At 45.7% G+C, this 18,422-nt stretch carries 16 protein-coding genes and 2 tRNA genes; 2 read left to right on the top strand and 16 right to left on the bottom strand.

Annotated features, from left to right (window positions below; genetic code table 11):
- From AB5H98_RS08445 to AB5H98_RS08435, 3 genes are all read right to left on the bottom strand, one after another.
- The coding region (locus AB5H98_RS08445; protein WP_367925475.1) for an AEC family transporter at positions 1 to 847 on the bottom strand (847 nt) is incomplete at its 3' end.
- A 132-nt stretch (positions 848 to 979) separates the two neighbouring features.
- A tRNA-Pro gene (locus AB5H98_RS08440) sits at positions 980 to 1,055 on the bottom strand.
- A 29-nt stretch (positions 1,056 to 1,084) separates the two neighbouring features.
- Positions 1,085 to 1,158, bottom strand: a tRNA-Gln gene (locus AB5H98_RS08435).
- Between the two features lie 179 nt (positions 1,159 to 1,337).
- Between AB5H98_RS08435 and AB5H98_RS08430 the strand changes: the two genes are divergently transcribed.
- Complete coding sequence (locus tag AB5H98_RS08430; protein WP_367925474.1) at positions 1,338 to 1,559, top strand: YdbC family protein; 222 nt, start codon at positions 1,338 to 1,340, stop codon at positions 1,557 to 1,559.
- Positions 1,560 to 1,563: 4 nt separating this feature from the next.
- Positions 1,564 to 2,151, top strand: a complete 588-nt coding sequence (locus AB5H98_RS08425; RefSeq protein WP_367925476.1) for a hydrolase — start codon at positions 1,564 to 1,566, stop codon at positions 2,149 to 2,151.
- Positions 2,152 to 2,182: 31 nt separating this feature from the next.
- Here the strand turns inward: AB5H98_RS08425 and trxA are convergent, their stop codons facing one another.
- From trxA to rsmH, 13 genes are all read right to left on the bottom strand, one after another.
- Positions 2,183 to 2,482 (bottom strand): thioredoxin, encoded by a 300-nt coding sequence (gene trxA, locus AB5H98_RS08420; protein WP_367925473.1) that lies wholly within the window; start codon positions 2,480 to 2,482, stop codon positions 2,183 to 2,185.
- Between the two features lie 106 nt (positions 2,483 to 2,588).
- A complete protein-coding gene (locus AB5H98_RS08415) occupies positions 2,589 to 4,238 on the bottom strand; it encodes a hypothetical protein (protein WP_367925472.1) in 1,650 nt (549 codons plus the stop codon).
- A gap of 74 nt (positions 4,239 to 4,312) precedes the next feature.
- Complete coding sequence (ftsZ, locus tag AB5H98_RS08410; protein ID WP_367925471.1) at positions 4,313 to 5,533, bottom strand: cell division protein FtsZ; 1,221 nt, start codon at positions 5,531 to 5,533, stop codon at positions 4,313 to 4,315.
- Positions 5,534 to 5,642: 109 nt separating this feature from the next.
- The gene (locus tag AB5H98_RS08405) at positions 5,643 to 6,995 is read right to left on the bottom strand and encodes a cell division protein FtsQ/DivIB (RefSeq protein WP_367925470.1); all 1,353 of its coding nucleotides are present in this window, start codon (positions 6,993 to 6,995) and stop codon (positions 5,643 to 5,645) included.
- 23 nt (positions 6,996 to 7,018) lie between these two features.
- Positions 7,019 to 8,290: a UDP-N-acetylglucosamine 1-carboxyvinyltransferase gene (gene murA, locus AB5H98_RS08400; protein ID WP_367925469.1), complete on the bottom strand. Its 1,272-nt coding sequence runs from the start codon at positions 8,288 to 8,290 to the stop codon at positions 7,019 to 7,021.
- Positions 8,291 to 8,379: 89 nt separating this feature from the next.
- Entirely contained in the window at positions 8,380 to 9,504 is a 1,125-nt protein-coding gene (murG, locus tag AB5H98_RS08395) for an undecaprenyldiphospho-muramoylpentapeptide beta-N-acetylglucosaminyltransferase (protein ID WP_367925468.1), read from the bottom strand.
- Positions 9,505 to 9,603: 99 nt separating this feature from the next.
- Complete coding sequence (gene ftsW, locus AB5H98_RS08390; RefSeq protein WP_367925467.1) at positions 9,604 to 10,764, bottom strand: putative lipid II flippase FtsW; 1,161 nt, start codon at positions 10,762 to 10,764, stop codon at positions 9,604 to 9,606.
- A 27-nt stretch (positions 10,765 to 10,791) separates the two neighbouring features.
- Positions 10,792 to 11,805, bottom strand: coding sequence for a phospho-N-acetylmuramoyl-pentapeptide-transferase (gene mraY / locus AB5H98_RS08385; RefSeq protein ID WP_367925466.1), 1,014 nt, complete (start codon positions 11,803 to 11,805; stop codon positions 10,792 to 10,794).
- A 45-nt stretch (positions 11,806 to 11,850) separates the two neighbouring features.
- Positions 11,851 to 13,215 (bottom strand): UDP-N-acetylmuramoyl-tripeptide--D-alanyl-D-alanine ligase, encoded by a 1,365-nt coding sequence (murF, locus tag AB5H98_RS08380; RefSeq protein WP_367925465.1) that lies wholly within the window; start codon positions 13,213 to 13,215, stop codon positions 11,851 to 11,853.
- A gap of 34 nt (positions 13,216 to 13,249) precedes the next feature.
- On the bottom strand, positions 13,250 to 14,692 hold the full coding sequence (locus AB5H98_RS08375; protein ID WP_367925464.1) for a UDP-N-acetylmuramoyl-L-alanyl-D-glutamate--2,6-diaminopimelate ligase: 1,443 nt from the start codon (positions 14,690 to 14,692) through the stop codon (positions 13,250 to 13,252).
- Positions 14,693 to 14,720: 28 nt separating this feature from the next.
- Complete coding sequence (locus tag AB5H98_RS08370; RefSeq protein WP_367925463.1) at positions 14,721 to 17,054, bottom strand: penicillin-binding transpeptidase domain-containing protein; 2,334 nt, start codon at positions 17,052 to 17,054, stop codon at positions 14,721 to 14,723.
- Between the two features lie 97 nt (positions 17,055 to 17,151).
- Entirely contained in the window at positions 17,152 to 17,631 is a 480-nt protein-coding gene (locus AB5H98_RS08365) for a hypothetical protein (protein ID WP_367925462.1), read from the bottom strand.
- A gap of 21 nt (positions 17,632 to 17,652) precedes the next feature.
- The coding region (gene rsmH / locus AB5H98_RS08360; RefSeq protein WP_367925461.1) for a 16S rRNA (cytosine(1402)-N(4))-methyltransferase RsmH at positions 17,653 to 18,422 on the bottom strand (770 nt) is incomplete at its 5' end.

The following is an 18,422-nucleotide window of genomic DNA, read 5'->3' as shown; positions in this document are numbered from 1 at the left end:
ACATTGTCCCATCACAGCCTTCTTCCACCGTAATTACCGTGGCACAATTAGCAATCGGTGCCAAGGTCATAATTACAATCGTCCAGACCGTCTCAGGTGGCGCTGGCAAAAACAACCATAGCAAAGCAGCAAACGCAAAACAGATGCTATATCGCATTACCAGCGTTTTCAAAATCAAGCCATACCCACTCTTGGGCAATCGCAAGTCAAACAACATTCCTACACATAGCATAGCCAAAAAAGAATTGGCAGAACCAGCCATTGAAATCACCCCTGCCACAACAGAGGGGAATTGCCAATGCACTGCGCTCATCAACAGCATTAAAAGATAGGCCAAAATCGTCGGAGTGGTAAACAACTTTTTTAATATATCAGATAAAGCGATCTTTTTACCATTTTGCTCCATTACCTTATGCGCTAATACAATGTTAGGGCCAAAGGTACATAATGCACTGCCTGCATCATACACACCCATCGCGGCAAAAACATCGCCGCTTACATACGCCGACAAAAACGGAATTGCAAAATTTCCATTGTTAAACGTATTGCTGTTAAGAATCATCAAGCCACGGTCACGCCCCGGAAGGCCCCAAGAAGCGAAAAATCCGCCAGCTAAAAGTAAAAAGTTCAGTAAGATAGCCAAAAGAAAAATAATCAACAGAAAACCGCTGAGTTCTGCATTAGCGGAACCTTTCAAAATGGCCGCCGGAAGCGTCACATTCATAATCAGGGAGGAAAGAAAACGGGTATCCTCTTTCTGAACCACATAAAGTTTTTTCAGGATATATCCACCCGCTAAAACGAGCAAATAGACAAAGCTATTTTCCAAAGTCGCAAGCATGTCCATAAATTCAACTCCCTAATCGCGGTTCTAGTATAACACAGTTTCTCTATCAGTGTACAGCCAACCTGAAAAAATCAGTTTTCTTACACTTCAAATAAAAAAAATCGCTGCGAACATACACTGTCCGCAGCGAAATGGTCGGAGTATGGAGATTTGAACTCCAGGCCTCTTGGTCCCGAACCAAGCGCGCTACCATCTGCGCTATACCCCGAAAGAAAACGGCAGCTAATGCTGCCGTCGTGGTTGCGGAAGAAGGATTCGAACCCTCACAATACGAGTCAGAGTCGCAGGTGCTACCATTACACAATTCCGCATCATAATGCGCCAATCATTTCAGAGCGCTCTATCATTATATAAAGCGATGCTAAAAAAGTCAACACTTTTCAAAGAAAATTTCCAAAAAAATATTTTTTGCCCAAATGGAGCACTTGCATTTCCCCGATATATCTATTATGATATGGTAAAAAGAAGCATTTAGGATGGTGTATACCCAATGGCAGAATTTAAATATGAAATCACAGAACGCATTGCTGTGCTTTCCCAAAGTCCTAATGGATGGGAACGGCAACTCAACATGGTCAGTTGGAATGACCGCGAACCCAAATATGATATCCGGGATTGGGCCCCTGATAATAGCAAAATGGGCAAAGGCATCAGTCTTTCTCACGATGAGATTGCCATTTTGAAGGGCATTCTCGATGAACTTGAAATTTAAGACTATGGATTACAAATCAGAATTTATTCGGATTTTTTCCGAAAACGTAACACGTCCTGGCGCGGACAAACTTTTAGACTGGATCGCCACAACCGATTTTTATACGGCTCCGGCATCTACCCGCTTTCATGGTGCCTGTGAATCAGGGTTGGTCATGCACAGCATCAATGTATACCATGTATTGGTGGAGCGTTATTTTCATCCCGAAGAAGACAACTTAGAGAGTTTTACCATCGTTTCACTTCTCCATGATTTGTGCAAGGCCAATTACTATAAAGCTGGATTTAGAAATGTAAAAAACGATACAACAGGTCAATGGGAACGAGTTCCGAACTTTACTGTGCAGGATGCATTTCCTTATGGTCACGGTGAAAAAAGTGTGTATTTGATTGAACGTTTTTTGCGTTTGAAACCTGCGGAAGCTGTTGCAATTCGTTGGCATATGGGTGGTTTTGATGACTCTGTGCGTGGTGGAAGTTTCACTATCAGCAACGCTTACGATCAATACCCTCTTGCTGTAAAATTGCACCTTTCGGATTTGGAAGCTACTTATCTACTTGAAAAAGGGACAAGCAGCGTAAATCGAAAATAAAAAAATCCCGCTGTGTTACAGCGGGATTTTTTCACAGGTGAAGTTGAGCCAAAAGCTGTTCTTTTGCCATTAAGCCGACACTTCTTCCTACTTCCGTACCATTCGAAAGATGAACCTCGGTAGGAATCATTACACCAAATTGCTGAGCCAATTCAGGCTCTTCGTCCACATTTACTTTACAAACTTTCCAGTCTTTATGCTCCTGCGAAATTTGTTCCACTACGGGAGCCAACATACGGCAAGGACCGCACCAAGATGCCCAAAAATCTACAATCACCGTTCCATTACGCGTTTCTTGATCAAAATTTTGTTTTGTTAAATCCAAAGCCATCATCAAAACCTCCTTTTGCTATTTATATACTATACCACGAGAGTACACATTATACAAGCTTTATATTTTTCTTTACACAAAAAACCCGGCAAAGCCGGGTTTTTTGTTATTTGTTTCCATTTAATAGTTTGTTCAGATTCTCAAGCAACGCATCCGATAAAGTCGTTTCTCCCGGAGAGCTCTCTTTTGCGGAAGGCTCCGGCTCGGGTTTATGCTTCACCCCAGGATCAACCATTTCTGGAATAGGTGCATCGTACGGAATGATCACCGGTTCTTGCATTATGGGATCGTTCTTTTGCACATTACGAGAGACCGTTTTTCTTAATTTAGGCATTTCTTCTAAATCCGGTGCGCTCTGCGTTGCCGGCTCCTGCGCTGCCAAAAACGGCTCAGAAAACGAAGCAATCGGTGTAACCGGTGTGGGAGTAGGCACATATTCTCCCCACTCCTGCTGCACATTTGATTCCTTTTGTGCCTCATTAGACGAAGTTCGCTGAACATCCTTATCAAACGGCGCAAACGGCATTGCAGTCGGACGATGAAGATGGCCTACAATTGGCTGTTGAACCACTTGCTGCCTGTCATAGGGATACTGTGCCGTTTGTGAAACATTTTGGAACATTTTATCTTCCACTTGTACCACAGGAACAGAACTATCTCTCTGCGTATTGTTCATACAAGATAATTTATGAGTGCGATTCCATTCTTCACGCGCCAAAGCATCATAATATCGATCTTTTTGAGCTTCCTCATTCCTAATTTTTTCCCAAGAGGCACGGTAGCGCTCTTCATCAAAAGATTCGGGAAGCACTCCTTGCGGAATACGCACAGGAGAAACCTCTAGAGAATCCTGTTTTTCTGCTTGCGCGGGTGGCGCATACGCTGGGACCTTCGTCTGCTGAGGATAATTCTGCATTTGTAAGCCTAGCTTTTCCAAATCGCGCTGTGTATTACCCAATGCAGCCGAAATTCCATCCGTTGCTTTTAATAATTCATTGGAAGCTGAAACAATCTCCTTATTCACATGCTCCAATTGAGATTTTAGCACAACTACACTGGCCGCAATGCTATCCGCTGATTCCGACATTCGTGCCTTAATCAAAGACTTTTCTTCGCTTGCTTTTGCAAGCACCAATGCCGCCTGGCCTTCAGCCTGCTCCAACTTCATTTGTGCCTTGGCCTGTGCTTCTTTGACCACATCATCTGCTTTTATTTTGGCCTTTTCCAAAACAAGTTTAGCTTCCGCAGCCATTTGCTCTCTCTCGCTCAACGCCGCCTTCTGTTTTGACTCATACAAATGAATGCTTTCTTCTAACTTCGTAATCTTTTCTGTCAAACCAGTATTCTGTTGCTTCAGCTCATCCAATTCTTTTTCGCGGGAAAGCAGACGCTGGCGAAAAGCCGCAGCGTCATTCGAAGCCTTTTTTAGTTCCTGCTGAAGGCGGTCTGCCTGTTTTACAGCCGTTTCTGCACGCATCTTTTCCGTTTCAAGCTGTGCACATACCTCTTTTGTGCGGCTTAAAAAGGTTTCATGCTCCTGCTGTAAATCAGCCAATTTTTCTTCCGCTGTTTGCCGTCCTTCTAAGGATGCTTGCAATTCTTTTTGCAATTTATCAATGGTTTCACCAAGAGCCTTAGCCTTTTCAGCATTTGCCGCCGAAATGCGCTCAATATAACTCAAAACCTCAACACGATTAAATCCGAAGAGTTCTCCTCGAAATCCTTTTTGTTCCCCCAAATCCTGCTGTTTTTCCATGAGCGCACCTCCCCTCACATAAACTTAACCTAAATAGGGAAAAGCGGGGCCATTGGCCCCGCTTTCATTTTTTATCAGTTACTGCGGTTATTCAGCATGTTGAGAATATCATCAAAATAATCATCCGGTTCTTCCTGAATCGGAGCCGGAGACGGCGCGGGTACCGCTTCGGGCGCCTGAACAGGAGCTGTAACTGCGGCTTCGACCGGCTGCTGAACCGGGGCAGCTACCTGCGGTGCCACAGGAGCCTGCTGAACAGGAGCCTGCTCACTGCTGAAGGTATAATTGCCACCATAAGAGCCAACGCTTTCCGACGCCGTTCCACCTACATTCTGTGTACCGACATCAAAACCCGTCGCAACTACTGTAATAACCATCTCATCTTTCAACGTTTCGTCAAAAGCAGCACCCCAGATGATATTCGCTTCTGGATGAGCAGAATTGGTTACCAATGTTGCTGCTTTTTCAACATCATCCAATCCAATATCAGGAGAAGAGGTAATGTTGATAATTACGCCACGCGCACCAGCAATGCTTGTCTCCAACAAGGGGCTGGAAATCGCAGCATTGGCAGCATCCTCTGCCTTATTTACACCTTTCGCCGAACCAACGCCCATATGTGCATAGCCGGCATCTTTCATAATGCTACGTACATCCGCGAAATCCAAATTGATAAAGGCTGCAACGTTGATCAGAGAAGAAATGCTCTCTACACCCTGACGCAAAACATTGTCCGCAGCCTCAAAGGCATTCATCAAAGTTATTTTCTCTTGGCTGATCAGTTTCAAACGCTCATTGGGGATTACAATTAACGAATCCACACGGTCCAAAAGGCCGCTAATTCCGATCTCAGCCATACTCATTTTCCGTTTTCCTTCAAAGGCAAACGGCTTGGTAACAATACCAACAGTCAAAATTCCAAGTTCTTTTGCAACTTCTGCAACAACAGGAGCAGCACCTGTTCCAGTGCCGCCACCCATACCAGCCGTAATAAACGCCATCTGTGCACCTTTAAGTGCCTGTGCAATTTCATCACGACTTTCCTCGGCACTACGCTGGCCGACCTCAGGATCGGCACCCGCTCCACGTCCTTTTGTCAGCTTTGCGCCCAACTGCACCTTTTGCGTGGCTTTTGAATTGTAAAGAGCTTGTTGGTCGGTATTCATGCTGATAAATTCGACACCGCGCAAACCACTCTGAACCATGCGGTTCACAGCGTTTCCACCGCCGCCGCCAACACCTACGACCTTAATATTTGTTATATTCTGCAGTTCTTCATCGAGGATGAACGCCACGAGAATTCCCCCTAAAAGACAATTTTAGTATTATACATTATATATTACCATACCAGATTTTCCGCGAAAATTCAATAGTATTTCTGAGAAAGTGAAAAAAACGATTGTTTTACAAAGACCCGGAACGCCAAATAGCTTGTCCTCTTCCGTCCTCATTTCGGCTGCTCACATCCAAAGTTCCTCTGTCTGATTCAGTCAGCCCTTCTTCTGTCTCTCCAGGTGTCACCAATCGCCAAGCCCAGTCAATTTTGTAATCAAGATCGTTGACCGTTCCCAAGACAATTCGAATACGACCATCATACAAAAAACTAATTTCATACAAATCAGAAACATCGATCTGGTTAATGGGCGCAAGTCCCTGTTCCTGTGCTTTGGTAAGTACTTTTTGCACAGCATCGAGCTTGTCCGGTTCTGTAAGATTTAAAGGCTGCCCCGGAGAAGGCGATTGAGCAATTGCACCGTCTACCTGAACAATCCCAGCAGGGACCTGACTATCGATTCGCAACACTTTTAGACTAGTACTACACACAACCCATCCCGAATCACTGGTAACTGCACAATATTCCGTTGCAGCCGTAACCTGAATAACCACCTCATCCGGTAACCGCCGCTGAATGGTAACGGTTTCCAAATAAGGTAAAACTTCTAACAAGTTTTTTTCGCTTTCCTCTGGCGAAAAGCCAAATAAATTTTCGCCCAATGGATGACCAAAAGCCGCCAAAATTTGATCGTCGCTATAGAGGGTTCCACCCTCAGGTTGCTGAATCTCGATGGTTTTAATCTTGAACAATGTTGCCGCAGAAACCACCACTCCAACCGCCAAAGCTGCGGTTACAAAAACCCCTGCAAGCGCATATCGAATCCGTCTTTTTCGTCTTGCCTGCCCAGGTGTAAGTTCTTTCTTTTTCTTTTTATCCGTCCTTCTAACCGCTTTTCTTTTTGCCTTGGCAGAAGACTTCTTGGTCGGATGAAGTTGATTTTTTTCGGCCTGCTGATCATAAAGTGGCGCTCGTGGCTTCAAGGGAACCTCTTGCTGGGCAGTCGCATGCCATTCGCGCTGACGCATTTCATGTCTTGGCGGTTGCACTGGAAAAGAACCACTTTTTCGAGTGGAATTCGTTACGTATGACTGGTCTCTGCGAGGGATACTTTTTTCCACTCTCGGAACAACTTTCGCACGTCGCGCAGCGTCATCGATTTCATTCACAAAAGGGGCCGGTTCACGTGTCCGTGGCCGTTCAGATGCAGGAGAACGATAATCATATACCGGCCGAGAAGGCGCCTTATGCAAACCGGAATTTGCCGTCTGTCGATCATAATCATAAACCGGACGCTGTGGAGATGAATGGGAAGAAGATCTCTGCGTTTGCTGGTCATAATCATATACCGGTCGGGAAGGAGTGCGACGGCGAGGCTGTGGTTGCCGATCAAAAACCGGTCTTTGCTGTTTTTTATCAGACATCGCCGTCATCTCCTTTCCTTGTATCATTCATCCATCCAATGAGTAGAAACAATTCGTGCCCCTAGTTTTCCTAAAAGGGACGTCAAATCTTCGTAACCACGTGCAATATGGTCAATCCCTGTCAGATAGCTTTCCCCTTCCGCCTGCAAAGCGGCAATCACCAAAGCCGCACCACCGCGCAAATCCGGTGCACAAATGCGAGCAGCACGCAATGCTGGTACTCCGTGTACATACAGAGTTCTTCCTGAAACGCTAACGCTCGCACCTAAGGCAGAAAAACCTTCTGCACAGGAAAATCGATTTTCAAAAATCGTATCCGTAATTGCAGTCTCTCCCTGAGCTCGCAGCATGGCAGCCCCCACAAGAGGCGCCGCATCTGTTGGGAACGCCGGATGCACATCTGTGAAAAGATTTTCCACTCCACCAACACGACCACAACTGGAAATTGCAAGAGAGTGTGGGCCACATGCCGCAATCGAACATCCAGCACGACGCAGCACGCGAACAATCGGAAGCAAATCGTCATTGCAAGTATTGGTAAGAAGCGCCTCACCACCACATCCTGCCACAGCACATAAAACCGTTGCCGCAGTAATGCGATCGGGACATGGACGAAACTGCGTTCCACTCAAAAAATCCCGTCCCATGATATGTAATGTGCGGGACCCTGCTCCTGTAATACACGCGCCTGCACTTTGTAAAAAACGAATGAGGTCAATTACCTCAGGTTCAATTGCGACTCCTCGCAAAATGGTTTCTCCACGGGCACAGACAGCGGCCATCAACAGAGTCTCTGTTGCACCAACACTTGGAAAACGCAAAGAAATCTGAGCACCATGTAATCCCGTCGGAGCCGTTACCTCCAAAGCGTTCCCGGACTGACGTATTTCCGCCCCCATATCCGCTAACCCCTTCAAATGAAGGTCGATCGGACGCGCTCCCAATCGGCATCCGCCTGGAGTATAAATCAAAGCCTTTCCTGTTCGAACCAGCAAAGGCGCAAGGTAAAAAACAGAAGAACGCATTGCGCGCATATATTCTTCAGGTACCGTGCTGCCAATCTGTTGGCCAGGCGTAATGGAAAGCGTTCTTCCTTTCCAGCGAACTTTACAACCCAAGCTCTGCAAAATCCGACGCGATGCCATCACATCCGAAAGGTTTGGTACATCCGTCAATGTCACTGTTCCACTGCACAGCAACGATGCTGCCATCAACGGCAAAACACTGTTTTTTGCACTGGGAATACGAACGCTTCCGAACAAACTCTCTCCGCCGCTGATTTTCCAAGTATCCATACCAAGCCCTCCGTTCCAATGTCCAATGTCCCGTTTAAGTGAGAACATTCCATCTTATGTGAAAGAGGACTTTTGTGTGAAAATTCAGCCTAATTTACTTTTTCAAGGTGTGGTTCTAACGTTTTCCATATTTTTTCAAGAGAATCCGGCTGTGAGAGCGCTTTAGCCTTTATCCCCATTTCCATCAAATCCGCAGCATTTTGGGTCAATCCATCTACAATTTCAATCAACTTCTGACCCGTTAAATTCTTTTCTTCCACAACGACAGCCGCTCCTAATTTTTGGAGCTGCATGGCATTGTGATACTGATGATTTTCTGCAACATTGGGTGAAGGGATCAATATAGAGGCTCGCCCCATCGCGGCGATTTCCGCCAATGTTAATGCACCTGCACGGCTAATTACCAAATCCGCAGCAGCCAACAGGCGCGGCATATCATCGATATATTCTCGTATTACAAAACGAGGATCGTGATCTATTTTTTTCTCTGCGCTAAGTTTAGCAAAATCATCTTTTTCAATACTTCCGGTCGCATGTATGTGATAAAAATTTCTTTCTTTTAATTCCCATTGAGCTAAATCCGCCACTACCTCGTTCACTCGCTGCGCTCCCAAGCTTCCGCCAAAAGAAAGCAGCATAATTTGCCCTTGTGCAAGTCCAAGAGAGCGTCTTGCCTCTACTCGATCTTGGGCATATATTTCTGCTCGCACCGGATTTCCAACGATGACCGTTTTCTGTGGAGCAGCCAGCCGCTCTACTGCATCCGGCATTGCAGCAAACACTATATCCACATGTTTGGCAAGAATTTTATTAGTAACGCCCGGGAAAGCGTTCTGTTCATGAATAGCGGTCAAAATTCCTTTTTTAGCCGCAGCCTGCAGAATCGGACCGCTTACATACCCTCCCGCTCCAATCACTAAATCCGGGCGAACTTCGTCCAATATAGCATTTGCCCGGGGTACGCTCAGGGCCAAATGATACAACGCCACCACATTGCGGACCACGTTTTTAGGCGTAAGTCTACGTTGAATCCCGTTTACTTCAATCGAATGAAAACGATAGCCAGCTTTCGTGACCAATCCGTATTCCATTCCCTTTTTTCGTCCCGCAAAATGAATCTCAGCATCCGGGCGATGTTCTCGTATAGCTCCTGCTATAGCCAAAGCCGGATTAATATGACCAGCCGTACCGCCGGCAGCAATCAGGACCTTCATAAAAAACCTCCGCTCTAAACAGCATCAGCGTCCATGCTCAATACGCATGGACGCTCCGTCCGTATTCTTGTTCTATTTTTTCGTATTGTATCCGTTTTGTCAAGTTTTTCGCCCACTTCCTTCTCTGGAAACACTTAGCACAATTCCCATTTCTCCCAGCAGCATCAATAAAGAGGTTCCGCCATAGGAAAAGAAGGGCAAACTGATTCCCGTATTAGGAATGGTATTGGTCACCACACCAATATTCAACACCGCCTGAAGCGTAACCTGAACCATGATGCCGACTACTAGCATAGAGCCAAATTTATCCTTTGCCGTATATGCTATATACAAACCTCGCAAAAGCAGTGCGATAAACAGGAAAATTACCAATAACGCACCTATAAATCCTAACTCTTCACAAATTACGGAAAAAATAAAATCGTTGTGGGGCTCCGGAAGATACAAATGTTTCTGTCTGGAATTTCCAATGCCAAGACCGGTAAGCCCTCCCGAACTAATTGCATAGAGGCTTTGAATGGTTTGGTGACCACTGCCTAAAGAATCCAACCAGGGGTTTTGCCAGGTTTCAATTCGCTCCAAAGCATAAGGCACCAAATCCGGCTTCAAAATAACGGCACCGCCCACACCCACTACAACGACTGCTACCGCTAAAACAAACCAGATGATACCTGTTCCACCCACAAACATCATGGATGCGCCAATCCCCATGATTAACACCGTTCCGGACAGGTGCGGCTCCATGAGCATAAGGCCTGCAATAACGCCCAAAATCACCACAAAAGGAAGAACTCCATATAAAAAAGTTTTCATCCGTTTATGATTAATGGAGATGATATGGGCGAACAAAACAATCACTGCAAATTTTGCCACCTCAGATGGTTGAAGCGTTCCCAATCCCGGAACAACGATCCAACGACGTGCACCGTTAAGTGGTTGCATAAATAGTACAATGACCAAAAGCGCCAATGCGCCTATCATCAAGAACCATGCAAACCGATGTAAGAAATGATAATCAATTTTAAACCCTACAAAGAGCATAACAACAAATCCACCAGCGGCAAAAATTGCCTGCTGACGGATAAATTTGAAACTGTCATCAAAACGATATAACGCGGTGGCATAACTGGCACTGAATACCATCACCAAACCAAATGCAACCAAAATTGCTACAATAATCGCAAAAGGCGCATCGATTGAGCCCGCATCTGCACGGAAAAATGCAGCTTTCTTTTTCAACGCCCTTGCTGCATCCGGCATATTGCCACCTCCATTCAAACAAACATATTAATACAAATAGACAAACAAACAGCCGAGTGCCACTCCAATCAGACACACCAAACTGAAAACCGCAACAATTTTAATTTCACTCCATCCACACATCTCAAAATGATGATGAATCGGACTCATTTTAAAAATTCGTTTTCCGTGAGTTAATTTAAAATATCCCACCTGCAGCATTACACTGAACGCTTCAATCAGATATATAAAGCCAAGGAACAGGAGAAGCTCCGGTCTTCCCATACAATAGGCCGCCGAAACAACAGCGCCCCCCAGAAACATACTGCCTGTATCGCCCATAAAAGTTTTCGCGGGATAAAAGTTCCATGCCAAAAAGCCGCCGCATCCACCTGCTACTGCCGCAGAAAAGACCGCTATGCTAGTTTGGCCCAACATACTGGAAATAAACAAAAAGCCCAACATGGAAACAAATGTAACACTGGCAGCTAAACCGTCAATTCCGTCTGTTAGGTTCACCGCATTAACCATACCAATGATCAGCAAAAAAGAAATAGGATAAAAGAAATATCCAAAATCAACAACGCCAAACAGAGGCAGTGCAACCAATGTTGTCAACGTTCCATTCAAATGAAGCGACGTTAAAAATGCACCCGTAATAAGAATCTGTGCAACTATTTTGGCACGTGCACGCAACCCAAGATTTCTCTTTTTTACTACTTTAATATAGTCATCTACAAACCCGACCAAACCGAACGCAAAACTGGTTAAAACAGCAATGAACAACGATACGCTTTGCTGAGAAAAGTAATTTCCGAGCACCTGCGGAACACTTACCGCCAGTACCATATATCCACCAACAACGCCCAGAAGAACACCCAGGTAAAACGTTAAACCGCCCATGGTTGGCGTTCCATTTTTTCCCGCGTGCCAAGTGGGACCAATCTCTTTGATGGTCTGTCCAAAATGGAGTTTCCGCAGGGCCGGGACAATTACCAAACCGGAAGCTGCGGTAATAAACATGGCACCGAAAGCCGCGGTCAAAAACGCAAATTTTTCCATGATTTACACTCTCCTGCGAATTTTTATACAGAGGGTCCCCGTGTTTTATCCGTGAAACTGCTCATAAAAGTCTTTCAAAATCGTTTCCAAAGCCATTCCGTGGCTTGCTTTAAATAGCAAAGCATCTCCCGAACACACCTGTTCCAAAAGTCTGTTCAGTACTTCTTTTTTATCCACGCAATGGATCGCATTCACACCTAAAGAAGACGCGCGTTGCCAAATAATCTGTGCCTCTTGTCCCACCGTCAAAAGAAGGTCTACACCTGATTTTGCCACCATATCCCCTACACTCGCGTGCGCTTGCTCGGAGATTTCGCCCAACTCAAACATATCTCCCAAAATCGCAATGCGCCGTCCCTGCACAGGATAATCTGCTAAAATGCCCAAAGCCGCACGCATGCTATCCGGACTGGCATTATAGCAATCTTCAATCACTGTTACCCCGCAATGTTTTACAATGTTTTGCCGATGTCCCGTTGTGGCATAATTTGCCAATGCCTTTGCTGCAACGGCAGCATCTAATCCCAAGCGAGTCGCCAAAGCATAAGCGCTCAAGGCATCCGCCACATTGTGTTCTCCCATCGTCGGAATAAACGCTAGATGCTCACCATTTTCGCGATCAACAATTGTAAAGTCCGTTCCCTTTTCATCTCCATGAATGTTAATCGCCTGCACGTCCGCCGCCGATTTTGTAGAAAAGGTGACCCGCCGCAGATAAGATGGCACTCTGGCAGTAGAGAGCAAATCATTATCCGCATTGATCACTAAAGGGGCCCCATCTGACATTCCTTTACAAATTTCCATTTTGGCCTTTAAAATATTCTCTCGTGTGCCCAGAGATTCCAAATGCGACTGACCGATCCACGTGATAATCGATCCTGCAGGGCGCACCGCAAGAGTCAACTTTTCAATTTCTCCCAGTGCCTGCATTCCCATTTCAACCACGCCATACTGCACGCTTTCATCCAAACGGAACAGGGTTCGCGGAACACCAATCTCGTTGTTTTGATTTCCTTCTGTTTTTAAAGTATTTCCAAAAGAAGAAAAAACAGAATAGCAAAATTCCTTCGTGGTTGTTTTTCCCACACTTCCCGTTACACCTAGTAAAACCGGGGAAAATTTTGCCCGATAATTCGCTCCCATCTGAATCATCGCGTCCAATGGATCTTTTACTAAAATACATTTATTTTGGGGAACTCCTGCAACCGGATACTGACAGAGCACCGCTGCCGCGCCTTTTTCCAGCGCAGCGGTTGCAAAATTGTGACCATCTACACGCTCACCCTTGATGCAAACGAACAAATTTCCCGACGCTACTTCCCTACTATCAGTAACGACACCAGAAATCATCGGATTTTCCGGCAAATCTCCTAAGCCTTTACAAAGTTCATTTGCCAAGATTGAACGCATAAATAACTTCCTCCTTTGAACGCCACAAATTCGTTTATACCAAATGTTTCATTTGCAACCATTCACGAACGATGCGGTGTTCATCCAAATAAATTGTGACCCCGTCGATTGCTTGATAATCCTCATGGCCTTTTCCACATAACACAAGCACGTCGCCCGCACGCAACATCATTAACGCCTTTTGCAGTGCAGTTCGTCTCTCCACTTCCACAAGATATGGCTTTCCAGATGCCTTCAGAATCGGTTCAACGTCCCCTATTATATCATACGGATTTTCTTTGCGGGGATTGTCGGAAGTCAAAATTGCAAAATCAGCATACTTTACAACAGCTTCACCCATCAGTGGACGTTTTTTGGCATCCCGTTCACCTGCACACCCAAATAACGCAATCAGGCGCCCCTTGGCAAAAGGAGCCAACCCGGAAAGCACTTTTTCGATTGCATCTCCCGTATGAGCAAAGTCACACAAAATGGTAAATTCTCCATGATACAATACTTCGCACCGGCCACGAACCCCTCTTGTCGAAGTTAATGCCTTGGCCGCTGTATGCGGATCAACACCCAACGCTATAACACCCGCGGCAGCGGCAAGTGCATTGTGTACGGAATAGTCTCCGGGCATCGGGAACTTTACACGCTGAATAAACCCTGTTCCAACCATTTCAAATCGCACACCGGAAGCTGAAAGTTCGATATTTCTTGCAGTGTAGTCCGCTTCGTCATCGTTTGAAGAAAAGGTGATTACATTCTCTGTACAAGTTTCTTTGATAAGTCTCTTCCCATAGGGATCATCCAAATTTACTACCATCGTCTTCACTTGCGCAAACAGGCTCTTTTTCGCAGTAAAATAGTTTTCAAATGTGCCGTGATAGTCCAAATGATCCTGAGTTAAATTTGTGAAAATGCCCACGTCAAAGTGCAATCCCCATAGGCGCAATTGATCTAGCGCCTGACTGCTAGCTTCCATGACCACATAACTGCAACCAGCCTTTTCCATGCGCGCCATAAGGGCGGCCAGATCCCACGCCTCAGGAGTCGTGAACTTTGCAGGCACTTCCATGGTGTCAATTTCTGTGTGAATTGTCCCGATCAGGCCAACTTTGCAACCCACTTGCTCCAAAATTTGTTTAATGAGGGTCGTCACCGTTGTCTTGCCATTTGTGCCTGTTACCGCCACAAGATGAAGCCTTTCTGCCGGGCGGCCAAAAAAGTTCTGGCACAAAAGCGCATAGGCCTTTCGTCCATTCTCGACCTGAACCTCTCGTTCAAAACCCATTGGACGTTCTGTAACAACACAGCATGCTCCTGCATCCAATGCTTTTTGAGCATAGGCATGACCGTCAAAAGATCTCCCTTTTGTACATACGAAAACTGCGCCCGGAGCCACCTTTCGAGAATCTTGCGTAACCAAAGTGACCTCTCCCTGCGGTAGATCTCCATGGTAGGCAACTCCTTCAAACAATTGTCTCAAATCCATAAAAACGCCTCCTTAAGCAGCGTTCTGTTTAGTCCGTTGAGGAAGTGTCATGGAACTCCACTTCCACTACAGTGCCCATTTCCACTTCCGTGCCAGCTTCGATACGCTGAAGTGCCGCAACAACCGTGCTGGATGACTCGTCATTTGTACCGGTAATGCTGATATTCAAGCCTGCAGCCTCCAACATTTCCGTCGCAACGCGAATACTTTGCCCAACCACATTGGGAACCTGCACCATTGTTCCTGTTGCACCCTCGTCTGTATAAAGAATCACGGTGGATTGTCGATTTACACTAATGCCGGCGGCAGGATACTGATAAGTGACGGTAGTACCAGAACCAACAATCTTTCCATTAAATCCAGCATTATGCAACGTACTCATCGCATTGTTGGTCAAACTTCCAACAACATCCGGCACCGGACTTGCCACAACTGCCAATTCCTCTTCTGTATATTCTGGCTCAAAGCCGAGATACGGTAGAGTTTCGCTGAGAATATTTTGCACCACTGGTCCTGCAAGCGAACCACCATACGTGCTTCCTGTGGGGCTGTTGGGATTATCCAAAACAATTAAAACTGCAATTTCAGGATCATCCGCGGGAGCGAAGCCGACAAAAGAAGCAATATAAGTTTGCTCGTCATCTTCGCCGCTCAGGCCCTGGTTTTTCTGACTTGTACCAGACTTGCCGCCTACACGATAACCTGGAACATGTGCATTTTTACCGTGCCCATTATCCACGCTTTCTTCCAAAATGCTGCAAATCGTTTCGCTGGTAGTCTCGCTTATAACCTGCCGTTTCACCGTGGTTCCGATGGTTTCCACAATGTTTCCTTCCGAATCCAAGACCTGACGTACCACATGAGGCTGCACCAAATTTCCTCCGTTTACTGCAGCCGAAATCGCAGTAATCATCGCAATCGGTGTAACGGCACTCGTCTGTCCAAACGCGGAAGACGCCAAGGACACTGCCGTCATTTTATCCCGGCTCACCGTCTGGCTAACCGCCTCATCGTACATATCAATTCCGGTTCGCTCCGTAAAGCCGAACGCTTGCAAATAATCGCAGAAAACATCTGATCCCATTTGCCAGCCCAGTTGAATGAAATACGGGTTACAAGAATTATCCAATCCCTGTGCAAGATTCAGCACACCGTGTCCGCTGTGCTCAGCACAATTCATATACACATCCGGATTGCTTGCAACTTTGATACGACCTGTACATGCTTCAAAAGTCGTATTGATGTTTGCTTTGCCTGAATCCAGCGCTGCCGAAGCCGTAATCACTTTAAACACAGAGCCCGGGAAAAGAATATCCGATACGGCTCTGTTACGCCACATACTTTGCCAAGCAGCTTGCAATTGATTGTTTTGTTCCGTCTCATCTTGAATGGATGCAATTTGATTTGCGAGCTCTGTATCGTACAGCGTATACGGGTCATTCAGATTAAAGTCCGGTTCCGTCGCCATACCATAAATTTCGCCTGTATTCACATTCATTACGATGCCCATACCGCGTTCTACGTTATGTTCTTCGACCGCATTAGAGAGGTACTTTTCCAAACAACTCTGGATCGTTTCATCCAGCGTAGTCACCAAACTATATCCATCCTGTGCATCGTACTTAGCTTGGTAATTATCGTTTGCCAATTCATAACCCCAAGCATTTTCCGTTGTCAAAATGCGTCCAGGCGTTCCTGTCAGCTCTTCATTATAATATAGTTCTAATCCGGTGACACCATTTCCATCTACATTTGTAAAACCAATAACGCTCGATGCCAAATCTCCATAGGGATAATAGCGTTTACTGGTCTGTGTAAGATAGATTCCTGTAATTGGATGATCTTCGTTTCCTTCGGTGTTGTTGTACTCATCCATCCAGCTAGTGATGGAATCGGCAACTGGCTTTTCCACCTTCCTCTTGATGAGGACATAGTTTGAATCGGGATTTTCCGTCAATTTCGTAAGCAGTTCAGTCTCATCCATCTCCAAAATCTGACTGAGATTTCTTGCCACTGTATAGAGATCGGTTCCGTATTTCTCCATATCGCGTGTTGACACAGTCACATCCCAAACAGTTGCACTCCGCGCTAATACCTTCATATTGGTGTCATAGATCACACCACGGTTTGGGGTAATCGTCTCGTCTTTCAATTGTTGATCTTCTGCTTTTTCCGCATAACCTTTTTCATCAACAATCTGAAGCTGAAAAAGGTTATAAATCAACAAACAGGAAAAAATCGCAAAAAACCCCGCCACAATTCCGGCGCGCACGCGCATGCCAAAATTGACGCTGCTTTGCGGCTTGGTTGGCGGGTTATTGACGTCTTGATTCGATTGTTGACGTTTATCTGGCCCTTTCATAGTCTCTCCTTATTTCAATTTATTATGACGGAGAAAAAGAATTATCACTGGTTCGTCGCTTCGCACACAATCAAACCAGTGATAAATATGTATTTCACTATGGCGCGATGTATTCCACAAAGCTCAAGATCCCTTGCGAGACATCGTTTGCCAATTGTCCTAAACCCGTTTTATGACGTACAATGCTGTTCTCGTCATCACCATATACATAGGTAATCTGGGAACGATCCAAAGCTACCAGTCCAAGCTGACTTGTGGCGTATTCTTCTACGCTTTTCATATTGGTTTTCATTTCCATCTGACTGGTTAGATAGTCATAATCACTCTCCAAATCCGACAAAACCGCTTTCTGACTATCGATGGCTGCACCAAGTTCGGTCACTTTGGCCTGAGAATACAACAAACTTCCTACCAAAGTTAAAAACATTACAGCCAAAAGCGCTCCCTTAACTATCCACAGATGTTGCCAAGGGGCTTTCGCTAAAGGTTTTGTATTCTTAACAACTTTCAGTTCACGACGCTGACGAGCCTGGCGCGGCGCAAATGTCTCTAAATCATAAACAGTTGCTGACTGCATAGCAACCGTCCCCCTCTCAAATCACAGCTTTTCGATGATGCGAAGCTTTGCACTTCGCGCACGGCGATTTTCCTCTTGTTCCTGAGCACTCGCCTCAATTGGTTTTTTGGTAATGAGCTTTGCCTTAGCCTTTCCGCCACATACGCAAACGGGGAATTCCGGCGGGCATGTACACGCCGTTGCCCACAGGCGAAATCTTTGCTTGACAAGCCGATCTTCCAGCGAATGAAACGTGATAATGCAAAATCTACCACCTGGACGCAAGGCATCAAAAATCGCATTCATTCCTTCACTGAGAGCATCCAGTTCTCCATTGACAGCAATCCTGAGCGCCTGAAAACTTCTTCGAGCCGGATTTTTTTCCTTGCGACGAACGGCTGGCGGCAATGCGCTTGTAATCACATGCACAAGTTGTGATGTGGTAAGAATTGGTTCATTTTGCCTATAAGCGACTATTTTTCCTGCAATTTGCCAGGCATAAGGTTCCTCTCCATACTCTTTTAAAATTCTGGAAAGTTCCTCACGCGTTTCGTTGTTAACAAGGTCTGCCGCCGTTGGACCACTTTGACTCATTCGCATATCCAGAGGAGCGTCTCCCTGGTAGGAAAATCCTCTAGAAATCTCATCCAACTGATGGGATGATACGCCTAAATCCAACAATGCGCCATCCAAGCCATCAACATTCATCTCTTTTAAAGCCTGATCGGCGTACCGAAAGTTTATTTGAACGACCGTCGCAGGAAGTCCCTGCAAACGTTCGCGCGCGACAGCGACGGCATCTGGGTCCTGGT

It is taken from the genome of uncultured Ruthenibacterium sp. (assembly GCF_963558415.1).
Classification (GTDB): Bacteria; Bacillota; Clostridia; order Oscillospirales; family Ruminococcaceae; genus Ruthenibacterium.
The sequence above is the reverse complement of the archived record's forward strand: the minus strand, read 5'-3'. Positions and strand labels throughout refer to the sequence as shown.

Bases quoted from the DNA above. Each gene is read 5' to 3' on its own strand.
- AB5H98_RS08430 (WP_367925474.1), top strand. From the start codon at position 1,338: ATGGCAGAATTTAAATATGAAATCACAGAACGCATTGCTGTGCTTTCC.
- AB5H98_RS08425 (WP_367925476.1), top strand. From the start codon at position 1,564: ATGGATTACAAATCAGAATTTATTCGGATTTTTTCCGAAAACGTAACA.
- trxA (WP_367925473.1), bottom strand. From the start codon at position 2,482: ATGGCTTTGGATTTAACAAAACAAAATTTTGATCAAGAAACGCGTAAT.
- AB5H98_RS08415 (WP_367925472.1), bottom strand. From the start codon at position 4,238: ATGGAAAAACAGCAGGATTTGGGGGAACAAAAAGGATTTCGAGGAGAA.
- AB5H98_RS08405 (WP_367925470.1), bottom strand. From the start codon at position 6,995: ATGTCTGATAAAAAACAGCAAAGACCGGTTTTTGATCGGCAACCACAG.
- murA (WP_367925469.1), bottom strand. From the start codon at position 8,290: ATGGATACTTGGAAAATCAGCGGCGGAGAGAGTTTGTTCGGAAGCGTT.
- murG (WP_367925468.1), bottom strand. From the start codon at position 9,504: ATGAAGGTCCTGATTGCTGCCGGCGGTACGGCTGGTCATATTAATCCG.
- ftsW (WP_367925467.1), bottom strand. From the start codon at position 10,764: ATGCCGGATGCAGCAAGGGCGTTGAAAAAGAAAGCTGCATTTTTCCGT.
- mraY (WP_367925466.1), bottom strand. From the start codon at position 11,805: ATGGAAAAATTTGCGTTTTTGACCGCGGCTTTCGGTGCCATGTTTATT.
- murF (WP_367925465.1), bottom strand. From the start codon at position 13,215: ATGCGTTCAATCTTGGCAAATGAACTTTGTAAAGGCTTAGGAGATTTG.
- AB5H98_RS08375 (WP_367925464.1), bottom strand. From the start codon at position 14,692: ATGGATTTGAGACAATTGTTTGAAGGAGTTGCCTACCATGGAGATCTA.
- AB5H98_RS08370 (WP_367925463.1), bottom strand. From the start codon at position 17,054: ATGAAAGGGCCAGATAAACGTCAACAATCGAATCAAGACGTCAATAAC.
- AB5H98_RS08365 (WP_367925462.1), bottom strand. From the start codon at position 17,631: ATGCAGTCAGCAACTGTTTATGATTTAGAGACATTTGCGCCGCGCCAG.